General features: G+C 66.3%; 13 protein-coding genes and 3 pseudogenes. 5 read left to right on the top strand and 11 right to left on the bottom strand.

Going from position 1 to position 14,457, the window contains the following annotated elements:
* Window positions 1-60: 60 nt before the first annotated feature.
* The 9 genes and pseudogenes from ACYVF7_RS32250 to ACYVF7_RS32210 form a co-directional block, all read right to left on the bottom strand.
* Window positions 61-642 (bottom strand): dihydrofolate reductase family protein, encoded by a 582-nt coding sequence (locus ACYVF7_RS32250; RefSeq protein WP_460348136.1) that lies wholly within the window; start codon window positions 640-642, stop codon window positions 61-63.
* A gap of 247 nt (window positions 643-889) precedes the next feature.
* Complete coding sequence (locus ACYVF7_RS32245) at window positions 890-1,519, bottom strand: tyrosine-type recombinase/integrase (RefSeq protein ID WP_460348134.1); 630 nt, start codon at window positions 1,517-1,519, stop codon at window positions 890-892.
* The gene (locus tag ACYVF7_RS32240; RefSeq protein ID WP_460348131.1) at window positions 1,413-3,335 is read right to left on the bottom strand and encodes a hypothetical protein; all 1,923 of its coding nucleotides are present in this window, start codon (window positions 3,333-3,335) and stop codon (window positions 1,413-1,415) included. The genes ACYVF7_RS32245 and ACYVF7_RS32240 overlap by 107 nt, the downstream gene beginning before the upstream one ends.
* Window positions 3,328-4,425 (bottom strand): tyrosine-type recombinase/integrase, encoded by a 1,098-nt coding sequence (locus tag ACYVF7_RS32235; protein WP_460358217.1) that lies wholly within the window; start codon window positions 4,423-4,425, stop codon window positions 3,328-3,330. The genes ACYVF7_RS32240 and ACYVF7_RS32235 overlap by 8 nt, the downstream gene beginning before the upstream one ends.
* Window positions 4,322-4,714, bottom strand: a complete 393-nt coding sequence (locus tag ACYVF7_RS32230; RefSeq protein WP_460348130.1) for a Tn3 family transposase — start codon at window positions 4,712-4,714, stop codon at window positions 4,322-4,324. Before ACYVF7_RS32230 ends, ACYVF7_RS32235 begins: the two co-directional genes overlap by 104 nt.
* A complete protein-coding gene (locus tag ACYVF7_RS32225) occupies window positions 4,624-5,058 on the bottom strand; it encodes a hypothetical protein (protein ID WP_460348128.1) in 435 nt (144 codons plus the stop codon). The genes ACYVF7_RS32230 and ACYVF7_RS32225 overlap by 91 nt, the downstream gene beginning before the upstream one ends.
* 179 nt (window positions 5,059-5,237) lie before the next feature.
* Window positions 5,238-5,750 (bottom strand): DUF4158 domain-containing protein, encoded by a 513-nt coding sequence (locus ACYVF7_RS32220; protein ID WP_460358214.1) that lies wholly within the window; start codon window positions 5,748-5,750, stop codon window positions 5,238-5,240.
* 214 nt (window positions 5,751-5,964) lie between these two features.
* Window positions 5,965-6,312: pseudogene (locus ACYVF7_RS32215) on the bottom strand (transposase family protein); the annotation flags it as partial.
* A 159-nt stretch (window positions 6,313-6,471) separates the two neighbouring features.
* Entirely contained in the window at window positions 6,472-8,040 is a 1,569-nt protein-coding gene (locus tag ACYVF7_RS32210) for an MFS transporter (protein WP_460348126.1), read from the bottom strand.
* Window positions 8,041-8,699: 659 nt separating this feature from the next.
* Between ACYVF7_RS32210 and ACYVF7_RS32205 the strand changes: the two genes are divergently transcribed.
* Both ACYVF7_RS32205 and ACYVF7_RS32200 read left to right on the top strand, forming a co-directional pair.
* Window positions 8,700-9,158 (top strand): hypothetical protein, encoded by a 459-nt coding sequence (locus ACYVF7_RS32205; protein ID WP_460348124.1) that lies wholly within the window; start codon window positions 8,700-8,702, stop codon window positions 9,156-9,158.
* A gap of 483 nt (window positions 9,159-9,641) precedes the next feature.
* Window positions 9,642-9,914 carry a hypothetical protein gene (locus ACYVF7_RS32200; RefSeq protein ID WP_460348122.1) on the top strand — a complete coding sequence of 91 codons (273 nt, stop codon included), beginning with the start codon at window positions 9,642-9,644 and terminating at the stop codon, window positions 9,912-9,914.
* Between the two features lie 25 nt (window positions 9,915-9,939).
* Here ACYVF7_RS32200 and ACYVF7_RS32195 read toward each other — a convergent pair whose 3' ends face one another.
* The gene (locus ACYVF7_RS32195) at window positions 9,940-10,368 is read right to left on the bottom strand and encodes a helix-turn-helix domain-containing protein (protein ID WP_460348120.1); all 429 of its coding nucleotides are present in this window, start codon (window positions 10,366-10,368) and stop codon (window positions 9,940-9,942) included.
* Between the two features lie 38 nt (window positions 10,369-10,406).
* The gene (locus ACYVF7_RS32190; RefSeq protein ID WP_460348118.1) at window positions 10,407-11,072 is read right to left on the bottom strand and encodes an integrase core domain-containing protein; all 666 of its coding nucleotides are present in this window, start codon (window positions 11,070-11,072) and stop codon (window positions 10,407-10,409) included.
* 575 nt (window positions 11,073-11,647) lie between these two features.
* On the opposite strand from ACYVF7_RS32190, the pseudogene ACYVF7_RS32185 reads away from it, so the two are divergent.
* The 3 genes and pseudogenes from ACYVF7_RS32185 to ACYVF7_RS32175 all read left to right on the top strand — a co-directional run.
* A pseudogene (locus tag ACYVF7_RS32185) lies at window positions 11,648-11,881 on the top strand (transposase); the annotation flags it as partial.
* A gap of 61 nt (window positions 11,882-11,942) precedes the next feature.
* The gene (locus ACYVF7_RS32180) at window positions 11,943-13,754 is read left to right on the top strand and encodes a transposase (RefSeq protein WP_460348116.1); all 1,812 of its coding nucleotides are present in this window, start codon (window positions 11,943-11,945) and stop codon (window positions 13,752-13,754) included.
* A gap of 147 nt (window positions 13,755-13,901) precedes the next feature.
* Window positions 13,902-14,453, top strand: a pseudogene (locus ACYVF7_RS32175) (IS256 family transposase); the annotation flags it as partial.
* Between the last annotated feature and the right edge of the window lie 4 nt (window positions 14,454-14,457).

The raw sequence follows: 14,457 nt of genomic DNA, 5'->3' as shown, positions 1-14,457 counted from the left end.
TGGCGGTGATGTCGGCGGGTGTCCGCATGAGCTGTGTGATTTTCCGGTCGCTTTGCCGACCTAGGCGTCTCGAATGGGCTGGTAGGTGAGCAGGACGAGGCCGTCACCGACGGCGCGGGTGCCGACGAGGCGCATGGGCTTCTTCTCACTGGTCTCGCCGAAGAGGCGCTCGCCGCCCCCGACGACGACCGGGTGGGTGATCAGCCGCAACTCGTCGACGAGGTCGTGCTCCATCAGCGTGGGCACGAGCCGGCCGCTGGCGTAGACGACGATCTCCCCGTCCACCTTTTTCCTGAGCTTCGAGACCTCGTTCACGACGTCGCCCCTCAGGACCGTCGAGTTGGTCCAAGCGGGATCCTCGAGGGTCGAGGACACGACGTACTTCGGCAGGCTTCTCAACCTGTCCGCCCACGCGCCACTCCGGGATTCCCACCCACGCTCGACGAAGAACTCGTAGGTCCGCCGCCCCATCAGCAGCGCCTCGGCGCCCAGCGCCTCCTCGAACTCGACCTTGGCCCACGCTTCGGCGTCCTCCGCCGTGGCCGGGTCGAACCAGCCGCCGAAGCTGAACCCCTCATCGCCGGTCGGGTCCTGGATGACTCCGTCGAGCGAGATGTTCTCGCTGATGACGATCTTTCCCATGCCGGTTCTCCTTCGCTGGCGTTGCCGGCTACCACCGATCCAGACGTCGTGACGCCGGGAAAGGGGGCGCTCGGCGACCGCCCCTTTCGCCCCTCGGCCGGCGTCCGTACAAAGGTGGCAGCTCTGCAAGATGTGTGCAGGCACAGCATCCCGAGTTCTTGTTCCTCGCGCCGGTTGGAGGCGAGTTCGCCGCGTTTGCCGAATTCTCTGCACTTCGCAAGTCGCTGCGGTCGTGTCCCGGTTAGTGTCACGGGTTCGGTTCCTCTGATGCGCCGGGCCGGGTCGGCAGTCCGAGGAGGACCGTGGTGCGGCGGTGCCGTTGGGCCCGTTCGCGCTTCTGCCGGAGGAAGGTGAGGGTGAGGTCGATGCCCTCGATCTCGCCGAGCCAGCCCTCGCCCAGCGCTCGGGGCGCGCGGGCGGTCAGGTCCTCCTCGAGTTCGTCGAGGCGGGGCAGCATCTTCGGGTCGATCTGCAGGACTGGACATCTGACGCAAGCGTGCTCATGCGGGCAAGGGGTTCCGTAGGGGCGGCCGCAGTTGCCGAGTTCGACCTTGCGCTTGTCGAAGTGTTCCTCGAACTCTCGCCACTCGGTGTCGGTGGCCGGCCGGTACTCATGGTCGGGCCGCAGCGTGCGACGACGGGCCAGGTGGGCCTGATAGTGGCGGATGAGGTCTTCTTCGAAGACCGCGACGTAGCCCCGGGTGGTTCCAAGATCGAGATGTCCGAGTAGCGCAGCGCCGATGTGAATGGGCAGGCCGCTGTTGACCAGGTCAGTGGCCAGGAGACGCCGGAAGTCGTGCGGGGTGAACTTGGCGTCGGCGAACTCGCGGTGGTGTTCGGCCAGTTCGGCGCAGAGCTGGCCGAGGATGTGCACCACGGTCGTGGAGCTGAACGAGGCGTGAACCGACCACACGCTGGAACAGGAACGGCTGCGGCGCGCTGGTCAGCTTGTCGTGCGGGTCGAAGCGGGTGACCAGCGGGATCGTCGGCCGGTCGCGGGTGTGCTGGCGGATGATGGCCGCGATGACGTGGAAGAGCTCGGCCGACATCGGGATGACCCTCTCCCGGTCAGTCTTCGAGGGTGCGACCACCAGGAGCGCGACGACCTCGCCGTTGGGCCGCGGACACTGGCGGATGCTCAACTGCGAGAGCTCCAGGAGCTCCTCGACGCGAACCCCGCTGTGACGCAGGGTCTCCACGATCGCCCACTCCCAGAACGCCTTCTGTTCCTTGCGGGAGACGTTGATGAGCTCACCGGTGTCCATGTCGCGGACCCGCACGTGGGCGTGGCCGTAGTCGGTGACGCGGCGGTGGTCGTAGTCGGTGAAGACCCGCCGGTAGGAGCGTCCGTCAACGGTCATCGTCGTGCCCGGAGGCGCGTCTTGGCCGATGGCCAGGAGTTCGGCGAGGCGGGCGTACTTGGTCTCGACGTGCTCGACCAGTGCCGGGAGCAGTGGCTGACGACGGCGGGTCCGGTCGGCGACTCGTTCGGAGCTGCGGCGGCGCCGGGCCGCTTTGCCTCGGGTCTCCGGGTCGCGGATCGGGCAGGGCGCAACCCGGCGGGCCCACTGCTCGGGTTCCTCGGCGGCCCATGCCTGCAGGTCGTAGTAGAAGGCCCGCACCGCCATCAGGGTGGTGTCCTGGGAGAGCCGCAGGGATCCGTCCGGCTTGAACTTCAGCTCGGCCCGCCACTGCTGGTAGGTCTCCTCGACAAGCCGTAGATCGGCCTGACCAGGGTTGATCTTCTCCACAGTGCACCAGAAGGTGCTGACCAGCTCCCGGGACAGGCTCTCCAGGGAGTTGTAGTCCAGGCCGGGCTGGCGGCGGGTGAGATAGTCGACGAACAGCTGGGCGATCTGGGTGTTGGCAACCGGGTAGCGGTTGACGAGCTGGTCGACGGTGAGTCGTCCGGCCCGCAGCGCCGTCCGCAGCGTCCGCGGGGTCTGCGGCGGGAAGTGCTCCATCTCGTGCAGGATCTCCCAGGCCAGGTGCCCGGTGAAGCGGGTGGTCGAGGTGTTGACGACCCCGGCCAGTTCCCGGCACTCCTTGGCGTAGTGCAAGAACGCCTCCGGAGTCAGGTCCGCCAAGGCGATGCCCTGGGTGGTCAGCACGCAGCACACGTCGAACAGGGCACGGTTCCGGTAGAGCTTGCTGGCCTCGGCCGCCTCGACCTGCTTGAAGAAGCGGTCCAGCAACGGGTCGTCCTGGGCGATGCGGAAGGTCTTGGCGTAGGCGAGGAACTTGTTGGAGCGCATCGCGGGCAGGCTCGGCCGGATCACCCGCAAGCACATGAGTGCCTCCAGGCCGCCGGTGATCGTGGACCGGCCGCGATCCTCGGGCCGTTCCAGATCACGGACCAGGACGCCGGGCGCGTCCAGGCCGCTGGCCTCCCACCGTTGCTGCCAGGTCTGGCCGGGGAACTGCTCCAGGTGGCAGAGCAGCCGTTTGATCGCGGCCTCCCGCCGGTACTCGCGGGTCCGCCAGTCGTCCCAGGTGGACTGCGAGACCGCGGCGATCTCCTCCGGGGTCGCCCGGGACAGATCACCGCGAGGCGACGGCGAGGTCGTAGCCCTGGCCGGCGCGGCCCGCAGGATCCCGCCCCACCGTCCCGGGATCTCCTCCTCTTGCTGCTCGGTCTCCTGGCCAGATGCGGCAGGCCGGGCCTTGGTGCGCCAGATCTTGGTCTCAGCCACCGAACACCGCCTGGATGTCGGCGGGGTCGTAGCCCGGTGAGAAGTGCCGTTCGACCTGCGGACGGGCGTAGTGCTGCTGCAGTTTGTCGCTCAGCTCGTCGACGCGGGGCCGTGTGTAGCGTTCCGTCGTCGACAAGTGCCGGTGCCGGAGCACCGCCTGGACCTCGACGATGCTGAGCTCCGGGTCGCCGGCCATTCTGGCCCCTGCGGTGTGACGACAGTCGTGGATGGTCCAGTTGGTGCCGAGCTTGGCGTTGGCCCGGTTGAGTACCGCACGCATCGCCGAGTAGGTCAACGACCGTGGCCGTCCGTGCAAGGCCCGCCAGACCGGCTGGTCTGCGTCGGGGAGCCCGTGCTCGTCGAGGTAGAGAGCAAGGTAGGCGAAGGCCTCCGGCGACGCCAGGACCTCCTGCAGCAGCCGGGACCCCTTCGAGACGACCCAGATCCGCTTGCCCGCCCAGTCCACGTGCTCCAGCCGCAGCTCCAGCAGCTCGCTGGCGCGGGCCCCGCTGGAGACGTAGAGGGACAGCAACGCCCGGTCTCGGTTGCAGGTCATCGCGTCGAACAGTTCGCCCCACAACTGGTCGGGAATGGAGCGGGGAGCCTGGTCGGCGACCTTTTGACGCAGCCGCGCACGCGGTGCGAGCCGGTGCGGTTCCAGGGGACTGCGGTGGGCCAGCAGCGCCCGCCGACCCTGCTGGCCGGGCACCGGGTTCACCGCCGGGTCGCGCCCGTAGTGGGCGTGGAAGGCATAGAAGCCGGCCAGGGCTGACAGAGTGTGGTTGATCGTCGAGGGCGCGTACCCCTCGGGAAGTGCCGCCTTGCCGGTGCGCAGGTTGACCGTGCCTGGCCGTACGCCCGACGAACGCCGCCGCTGCGGGTTCCGTGCCGTACGCAGCCAGCCGACCAGAAGCGCCACCTCACCGTTCGTCGCCTCTTCCCAGCTCACCGCCACGACATCCAGCAGCCTCCACCAGCGCAACAGATCATGCGCATAGGACCGGCAGGTCAGCGGGCTCGCGTCGCCGAGCGCCAGATCTCGCAGGTACTTGCTGATCGCCTCGACCTCGGCACCGTTGGCGTCGATCACCACGTAGGGCAGGGACGGACGATCCCCGGTTCGAACCTCGCCGGTGCGCGGCAAGTCGATCCGCCCCTCCGACAGCGCCGTACGTACCTCGTCCAAGGACTGCTCTCCTCTCCTGCTGCCCCGGTGAAGGGCAGGACAGAAGTGCAGTCAACAGGGAGCGGATGTAGTCGTTGACGCCGTTGTAGTTCTCCACCACGTTCAGCCCTGACTCGGTCTCCCGCTGCAGGTCGCGGTCTCGGAGCCAGCGGGCCAGGAAGATCGACCGCTGAGCCCGCCCGAGCTCCAGCATCCGGCGTACGCCGGATGGGTGGTCTCGGAGGTGAACCGGCGCAGCAGCGCCTCATCGGAGGCGGTGCCGAAGCGGATCGCGGTGGCATACTTCATCATCAGGAAATCATTGGTGACCTTGGTGTCGGCGCGGGCGTTGATCCGCTGCACCGTCGAGATCAGCAGATCGACGAGGGTGTCGGTGATCTCCCGGCCCCGGCAGGACAGGTAGGCGGCCAGCAGCGTCACCTTGATCTCGTAAGGGTGTGTGCACAGATGCGACGGCGCCTCGGAGCCGACCCGTGCCCGCCACGACGCCAGCACCCTCGGCGCGACGTCGGCGAACAGGTCCTCGGTCAGGCCCAATGGCGCGGATCGCGTTCAGCTTGAACATCTCGCGCTCGATCGTCTTCACACTCACCTTGCCCGACTCTTCCCGGATCGTCGCAAACACATCCACCCCGGCCGCCTCGGCCGTACCGAACAGCGCGCCGTCGTCCGCCGCCGACCCACCTCCTCCTCTCCGGGATCAGCGGACTGGGCGATCAATGCCAGCATCCGCGCGATCGACTCGGCCGAGACCCGGCTTGAGATCCGCAGGGTCTGCGTCTGCTCGGCCTGCCGAAGCGCCGTCCCGATGATCCGCCAGGTCGGCGTTCCTCTCTTAGGTTCGCCAGCAGATACTCACGCACCCGGTCGACTCGCCGCTCCTTCTCACACACGTTCGTGGCAAGCCATTCCGCCGCCTTGGCGGCATCGGGGACCGAGCATTCACGAAACCCGAAATACCCGCGGACGTGTGCACGGTGCGCCTTGATCGTCCGGCCATCCCACTCGTACAACGCCAACTCAGACGCGGACACGTCCACCAGCCGTGCGACGTAGGCGACAGCCTGGTCTGGGATCTCACCGCGGCCCGTCGGAAACCGGCCATGCACCGCATAGAACCGCAGCAGCAACGCGAACCCGAGCCTGGTCGCTCCCCGACGACCAGACAGCAGCGCCCGCTCATCACCGACCAGCGTCCAGTTCCCGATCAGCTCGTCATCATTCAGCACACGCGCCACGAGGCATCTGGCTCTCTCGCATGCGGCAGGCACCAGCGCACACAACCGCAAACCCGATGAATCCGGGGCAATACTGGCCGCACCTGATCAGATACGTCTGGCGATCGACGGAAGATCCCCAGAAGGTCACCGAAGACCCAAAAAGTCGCCGACGACCCTGCTGAACGGGCCAGATGTAATCGCGTGTACCTGGTGAACAGCGCTCTTAACCGACACCCCGTTTTTGCAGGAGATGGATGGCCTTTGCGAGCCGACCGGCCTTGTGCGGGCAGCAGCGGAGTTTTCGCAGGATGCGCCAGGTTTTCAGCTGAGCGTTGGCGCGTTCGCCGGAACCGCGCAGACGCGCATGGGACCGGTTGGCATCCTTCTGCGAAGCGGGCTTGTCCCTGCCCTTGTACGGAGTGATCAGCGGATCGCCCGCAACCCTGGTATCCCTTGTCGGCCAGCACGATCAACCCGGACGCTCCCGGACGATGCCCCAGATCCGGGCGGCCGTCAGATGGTGGGTGCTGCCGGGCAGCACACCCGATACCCACACGATGTCGCCGGCGGGCGGGCCGACTCGGGAGGGGCCACCTGGCTCTTGCCCAGCACTCTGACCCCGGCGGTGGTGACGGAGAACCGCTCCCGCGCGGTCGTCTCGTCCCTCGAGCGGGATCGGTGTGATCAGGGTGCGACTCGCGCGCTATGCGGGCGTGCGAGTTGTGCGATCTCACGCTCCCGGCTGTTGAGCCGGCTCGGTGCGGGGGCTGATGAAGGTAACGCTCACCAGCAGGGCGACCAGAACGAAGACGGTCGCGACGGTGAAGGCCGTGTTCATTCCGCGTGTCAGGCTCCCGTGGCGGCCAGCCGTGCCGGAGACGGACACGAGTACGGCCATCCCAAGTGCTCCGCCGACCTGCTGCGTGGTCTGGAGTATCCCGGATGCGGCACCTGAATCCTCTCGCTGCACACCGGAGAGGATGGTGAGCGTCAGCGGCAGGAAGCTCAGGCCCGCCCCTAGGCCGAACAATGTCATGGGCATCAGCGCGCCGAGGACGTATCCGCAATGAGGGGACGTGCGCGTCAGCCAGACCATGCCAGCCGCGATCAGCGGCAGGCCGGTCAGCGTGAGCCGCCGCATCCCGAATCGGGGGATCAGGCGGGGTGTGAGACGCGCAAAGGCGAACAGGAGTCCGGACATCGGCAGGAATGCCGCCCCCGCCGTCAGCGGGCCGAAGCCGAGGACGTTTTGCAGGAACTGGCCGAGGAAGAAGAGCATCCCGAAGGTCGCTGCTGCCAAGAGCAGCATATTGAGGTAGGCGCCGGCGCGGGCACGGTCGGCGAACAGACGTGGTGGCACCATGGGGTGATCCGTCCGTGCTTCGATCACCAGGAATGCCGCGAGGAGTAGAACACCAGCGGCGAAAGACGCCGACGTGCCGCGATCGGCCCAGCCCGCGTCGGCGGCGCGGATGAAACCGTATGCCAGGGCGACCATCCCGGTGACGCCTGTGACAGCGCCGGAGGCGTCGAGGCGTCCCCGATTCCGCTCGGTCTCTTGGAGATGCACCGGCGCGAGCAGCAGGAGCATCGCGCCGATCGGAACGTTGATGAGGAAGACCCAGCGCCAGGAGCCCCAACCGGTGACGACGCCGCCGAGGAGGAGGCCGATCGAGGATCCCGCTGATGCTACGGCCGAGAAGACGCTCATCGCGCGGTTCCGTTGATGTCCTTCGGCGAAGTTGGTGGCGACGAGGGCCAGCGCACTGGGCGCGGCAAGGGCGGCGCCCGCCCCCTGGACGACGCGGGCCGCCAGCAGCCAGGTGGCGGAGGTCGCACACCCGCCGAGCAGAGAGGCGAGAGTGAACCACGCGATGCCGCCGGTGAAGGCCCGGCGGCGGCCGAGGAGATCGCCGATTCGGGCGCCCAGCAGGAGCAGGCCGCCAAAGGCGAGCGAATAGGCGTTGGTCACCCATGACAGGCCGGTCGCCGAGAAATGAAGGTTGTGCCCTATTCGCGGGAGAGCGACGAAGACAGCGCTCCCATCGAGTACCACCATCAGCTGGCACGCGACGATGATGGCAAGGGCGAGTCTGGGATGATGGAAATGCTGGCGCCCCCGACCAGGGGCGGCCGACGAATCGCCCGCATAGGCTGTCTGTCGAGGCATAAGCCGTAGACTCCTTCTATAGGAACGCTTCCGAGCGCCTCCAGAATTCTGAAAGGCCACCACACTCTGCCCATGATTAATGACAGATGAGGTAGCGATAATAGCCTTCGCCACCTCATCTGTCGCCAACGGGAGCGGGTCACTCGGGAAGCCCGCGGCAATCACCTTTGCTGGCTAGTAGCCAGGCCACCAATTTGGGCGCTTGGACATGTCAATTCACCTCCACTCACATCGTTAGATGTCCCTAACTTGTACCCGCCTTCGCATGCGGGCGCTCAGATATAGCTATCCAGATCGGCCATCAGGGTCCGCTTTGGCCTTGGCACCCAGGATCTGCCGTACGACCTTGCCGCCGCCTGAAAGATACCAGGACCACCTGTCGCCGTGAGTAACCTGCCCGTCGAAGTTCTCCGCAGTCAGTGTGACCATTTCTTCTTTCCGGAACACAGAGTGCAACCAGGACAGGTCCGCGCCAATTGATCGGCCACCTCGGCGTATCGCTTCAGCAGAGCGCGGATCTCCGCGTCGATTTCAGCGAGGGACGGCGACCGACTCTGGACAGGTGCTCCCCACCTCATGACCCGCCCGCAGTCCGTCCACGAACGGCCGAGCAAGCCGCCGCCGACAGCGAGCGGATCCCCGCGGCCAGCCGGAGATCGGACTCCTCGCACCCGCGGTAAGCATCGCCCATAGCAGCCACTTCATTCACAGCTCTGAGCCCGCTGCGTCAGTGACGACAACGACGTTGCCAATGCTCCGTCCCATCTCTGGATCACTCAACAAGTTACTTGCATGAAGCTAGCAGCGTTTACTCGTATCATGCAAGTACCACTGAGGGCATCGACCTGGCGACCGCCTACGCGCCGCAGGTCGTCGTCACCAAACGCGCTCCCGACGGCGCCGCGGTCTCTTCCGCGTCCCATCCGAACCTGGTCGCCACTCAGCTGGAGAACCTGGACGTCCGCCCTGGCCACCGTGTCCTGGAGATCGGTACGGCCACCGGCATCAACGCCGCCCTGCTCCGAAGTCGCCGACGAGAGCGACCGAGTCGTCACCATCGAGATCGACGAGGACCTGACGCTGGTGTCCGCGCCGCCCTGACGCGGGCGGGTTGCCGCAACGTCGAGGTGGTCTGCGGGGACGGCGCCGCCGGACACTCGGCTGGTGCCCCGTACGACAGGATCACCGTCACCGCCGAAGCGTGGGACATGTGCGCCGCGAGGCGCCCTGATGTATTCCCGGTTTAGCCGGGAGGAATTCGAAGGTATATTCCTGGGTCTGATGGCTTACCTGAATCCGAAAGGTGAAGGGGACAAGCGCATGCCAGAAAACCAGCGGGCACCGCGAAAGCGTCGAAGGTGAGCTGCTGGGGGACCCGCGCGATATGGCGAAAGCTTGATTGCCTGAATCCTAATCTCCAGTCGACGTAAAGGCTAGTCCGTCGGGAAGACGCCCGAAACCGGCGCTGTGCCCTGTGCAGGTATGGAGGTCCTGCCAGCACACCCCCGGAGCGCAGGGCGATGCCCAGCGAGGGCATTAAAGGAGATGAGTGGGACGCCTAAGTCACGCTATTACGCACATCAGGGACGAACGCGGGATCACCTAAGGGGCGAAAGCCTTAAGGTGACTGAGTGCCCGTATTAGTCGCAAAGGTAACGGCCTGCCAAGGAGGACGAGAAAACCGTCCGCAGAGCGAAGGGGCACAGGTGAAAGACTGAGAGGCATGCTAAATGCAGAGCGCTGAAGCGGTACTTGGCGTCTTGTGTGAGCGTGGCCTGCAATGCGATGAGCTATACCGGCAACTGTTCAACCCGCAGATGTATCTCATGGCTCACGGGCGTATCTACTCGAACCACGGGGCGATGACGCCGGGAGCCGACGGGGAAACCGCAGACGGCATGACAATGACCAAGATAGGGCACATCATTGATGCGATGCGTCACGAGCGCTACCGGTTCAAGCCGGTCAAGCGAGTGTACATCCCAAAATGCAACGGGAAATAGCGTCCGCTCGGCCTGCCGTCCTGTTCTAGGCGGCTTGGGTCACCCAGGATGCGGTCGGATGCGCGATGGCGCTCAGTACCCGGATCCGCCGCGAATGGTGCTCGATCACCGCCAGCACGAGCATCCGTGTCCCCGACAGGGAGACGGTCTCCAGGAAGTCGCGCGCCAGCATGACCTCCGCTTGTGAAAAGTCGGCCCGCGTGGTGGAGGCGCGTACGGGCGCGGGGTCGATACCAGCGTCCATAAGAATCTCCCACACAGTCGAGGCGGCCACCTTCACCCCAAGCACGAGCAGTTCACCGTGCACACGCCGGTACCCCCACCCGGGATTCTCCCGGACCATCCGCAGCACCAGAACACGGATCGAACGCACCGCCGGTGGCCGGCCCGGCCGCTTCGGCTTGGACCGGGCAGCGAGCCCACCTTTGATCAGGTCGCGGTGCCAGCGCAGCACCGTGTCCGGACGTTGTTTGTGCCGAAAACTCGGCCGCCCTATGCGACCTGCGAATATTCATGGAGCAGACCACCGAGCCGATCACGTCGGATGGCCTCGATATCAGCATCGGCCGGGTCGGGATGCACCCGAAATGGGCTGGCCTGGTTCAAACGCAGATGGGGCCGGTGGGCGTTGAAGTGGGTCTCGTATTCGGTGAGCACCTTCCGCGGGTGCGCGGCGTTGATGATCAGGATCCGGTCGAGGATCTCGCGGCGTACGCTGCCCACCCCGCGTTCCATGGTCGCGTTCGCTCGAGGCGCCTGGGCCGGTGTCTTGATGATTCGGATGCCCTCCGCCTGGAAAACCGCATCGAGGCCGACCGGGAACTTGATGTTCCTCTCACCAATCATGAACGCGAACCGGTCCGCGCGATCGCCGAGGTCAAGTAACAGGTTGCTGGCCTGCTGAGTGATCCAGGCAGCGGTCGGATGGGCAGTCACACCCAGGACATGGACCCTGCGAGTCGTGTGCTCCACGACCGCGAAGCAATACAACCGGACCAACATGATCGTCTCGACGCTGAAGAAGTCACATGCCAAGATCCCCGCAGCCTGGCCTTTGAGGAACTCGCGCCATGTGGGGCCGGATCGTCGCGGTGCCGGGTCGATACCGGCCTTCTTCAAGATCGCCCACACCGTCGACGGTGCGATCGTGCGGCCCAACCAGGCCAGTTTCCCGGCGATCCTCCGCAAGCCCCATCTGGCGTTGTCAAACAGCCATCCGCAATACCAGTTCGCGGATCGTGGGGCGCGTCGGCGGGCGTCCGGGTAGTTGTGCGTTTGTGGGTCCAGCGTCGTTTCACCAGATCGGCGTGCCAGCGAAGCACCGCGCCAGGTGTGACGAACAAACCGATCCGCTGACACCGGGGCAGCAACCGCGCCAGCGCTGCGATCATCGCCCTATCGGCCCACAACGGCCGCGGACGTGCGACCTGACGGCGCAGCACCGCCAAGTGATGCCGCAGGACCAAACTCTCCGCCTGCTTGAAGGCGCCCGACCGCGCCAGCAGGGCAAGCCAGCTGAGAAGACGGATGAAGATCAGATAGAGCAGTCGTGGCACCACAAGCCCCGATCCTGCACGCCTCAGACATCACCCGCCTGCCGAACAGGAAACCCCGGTTGCGTCCACGGACGTGGTGTACGAGTTTCCGCTGATCAGAGGCGTGGCGTCGTGAACTGAGACGGCCATCGCGTGATCCTTCGAGATGCGAAGTCAAGATCGAAGGAGACCAACGCGATGGCCGTGGACAACAGTGTGGACCCTGCGGGCTGGTTCGCCGAGCAGATCGGGGCGTGTGAACCGGATCTGCTGGCCAAGATGGTCAAGACCATGGCCGAAGCGCTGATGAGCGCCGAGGCCGATGCCTTTTGCGGGGCCGAGTACGGGCAGCGCTCGGGTGAGCGGGTCAACCGCCGCAACGGCTATCGGGAGCGGGACTGGGACACCCGGGCCGGCACGGTGGCTGTTGCTTTTTAGGCACGATCTCCTGGAGGGGCAGGTCTGATGGTCTGGGTGATCGTTGGATGGGCGGGTGGCGAGAGGTTTCCGGCGGGTTGATCGGGATCAGCAGTTTCTGTTGCCGGTGGATATGCGTGAGTGGCTTCCCGGCGATCATGTGGTGTGGGTGCTTCTCGAGGTGGTCGAGCACCTGGACGTCGCGGAGTTGGAGGCCCGGTATGCCCAAGGCGGTCCTGGTCGCCGTGCTTACGATCCGCGGATGCTGCTGGCGCTGCTGATTTATGCGTACTCGGCTGGAATCCGTTCCTCGCGGCAGATCGAGCGGCTGTGCCGGACGGATGTAGCGATGCGGGTGATCTGCGGGCTGCAGGTGCCTGATCACACGGTGATCGCCCGGTTCAGGCAACGGCATCAAGACTCGGTGCGGGCGCTGTTCACTCAGGTACTGATGATTTGCGCGAAGGCCGGCATGGGGCGGCTGGGCGCCATCGCGGTGGACGGGACGAAGATCGCGGCGGACGCATCGAAGAAGGCCACGTGCCGTCGGCAGTGGTTGCAACAGCAGGTCGATGAGATCCTCACGCGGGCCGCAACGGAGGACGCTGCCGAAGACGCCGCGTTCGGACCGGGCGAACGCGGTGATGAGACACCCCAGCAGCTGCGGGGACGGCGTGACCGGGAAGAGCGGCTCAAGCGGGCACTGGCCGATGTGATCGCGGAGGAAGCCGAACGCGGCCTGGACGATGAGGCCGCCGCAGCGAAGGAGCACGCGTTCCTGGAGGCCACCCGTTCCGGCCGCAACGATGTGGGGTCTCGTCCGGTCGGAGCCGACCCCGTGGCGATCGCCGAAGCCCGGCTGCAGGCAGCCCAAAACCGGCTGGCCAAGGAAGTCGCCGCCAAACGAGAACAGATCGCGGTGATGCGCGAGCGGATCCGGCGGTTCGAGGCCGGCGAAGGACCCAAGCCGAATCTCGGGCCGTTCAGTTTCGATGAGAATCGCGGCCAGCAGGTCGCGCGCGCCAAGCGGTGGGTGGCGCGAGCCGAGCGGGAACTGGTGGCCGCCCGGGCGCAGACGGCCTCGCAGCCTTCAGCACGCGAACAGCCCGACCTGACTCCGGTGCCCGGTGGTGGCAGGCACGGGCCGCGCGGAATCAAGACCAAAGATGAGCGCCCGGTCGCACGGCGCAATGTCACCGACCTCGACAGCCGCCTGATGCAAGACCGCAACGGAGGCATGATCCAGGGCTATAACGCCCAGCTCGCGGTCAGCGACGACGGCTTGATCCTCAACCCCCACCTCGTCCAGGACGCCAACGATCGGCGGCAGCTGCAGCCGATGGTCCAAGCAGCCGTCACCGCAGCGCTGCTGATTCACCGCGCACGATGTTCGCGGCAATGCCCGTCCCTGGGCCGGTGCTGCATCGACGCGTCCGCCGAACGCGACGACGGCGGTCACCCGTGGGGCTGCACGGATACGGACTGCCCCTGCCGGGCCGACTGGATCGGCGCCTTGCTGTTCGATGCCGGCTACTGGACCCAGGACAACCTCACCGCTCCCGGCCCTGACCGGCTCATCGCGCCCGGCAAGAACGGAGAGCTGCCCCAGTCCGGCGAGCACCACGACCCACCACCCGAGGACGCCGACCCGGCCACCGTCATGGTCCACCGCCTGGCCACCGAAGAAGGTGCGGCCCTCTACAAACGACGAGGCGCCACCGTGGAGCCCGTCAACGGTCACCTTAAAGACCGCACCGCTCTACGTCGCTTCGCGCGCCGGGGCCTGCGCGCCTGCCAAGCCGAACTCACCTTCGCCGCCATGGTCCTCAACCTCGGCAAGCTCTGCCGCCTGGACTCAGCCCGACGCGCAGCAGCACTCGCCACCTGACCTGGTCAGCACCCCAGCGGACGTATCCGCGTCCCGGCCGCCGCGACCACGTCTATGATCGCCAGGCTGCCCATTCGCCCGGATCCGCCTCCCGAGCGTCCCAGCCGGCCTCGGGGTCAGGCCGCCGGGAGATAAAGCAACAGCCACACGATCGAACTGGCGATCCCGAAGCTGCGCAGCGGTTCGTACTTCCCCGAGTGGTTGCTGGAACGTCGTCGCCGTGCCGAACAGGCCCTGGTCTCGGTCATCGCCACCTCTTATGTGCTGGGGGTCTCGACCCGTCGGGTCGACAAGCTGGTCGATCAGCTGGGTATCAAGCACATCTCCAAGAGCCAGGTCAGTCAGATGGCCAAGGTCCTGGATGACCAAGTCACCGCGTTCCGTAACCGGGCGTTGGACGCCGGCCCGTACTCCTTCGTCTGGATGGACGCCCTCACGCAAAAGGTCCGCGAAGGCGGCCGCACCGTCAACGTCCATGTCCTGGTCGCCACCGGCGTCAACGCCGATGGGCACCGGGAGATCCTCGGGGTCGAGGTCACCTCCGCCGAGGACGGCGCCGGCTGGCTGGCGTTCTGCCGGGGTCTGGTCGCCCGCGGTCTGTCCGGGGTCCAGCTGGTCATCTCCGATGCCCACCGCGGCCTGGTCGAGGCGATCGCCGCGACGCTGCCCGGGGCGGCCTGGCAACGTTGCCGCACGCATTGAA

This window comes from Actinoallomurus acanthiterrae (genome assembly GCF_054775715.1).
The sequence above is the reverse complement of the archived record's forward strand: the minus strand, read 5'-3'. Positions and strand labels throughout refer to the sequence as shown.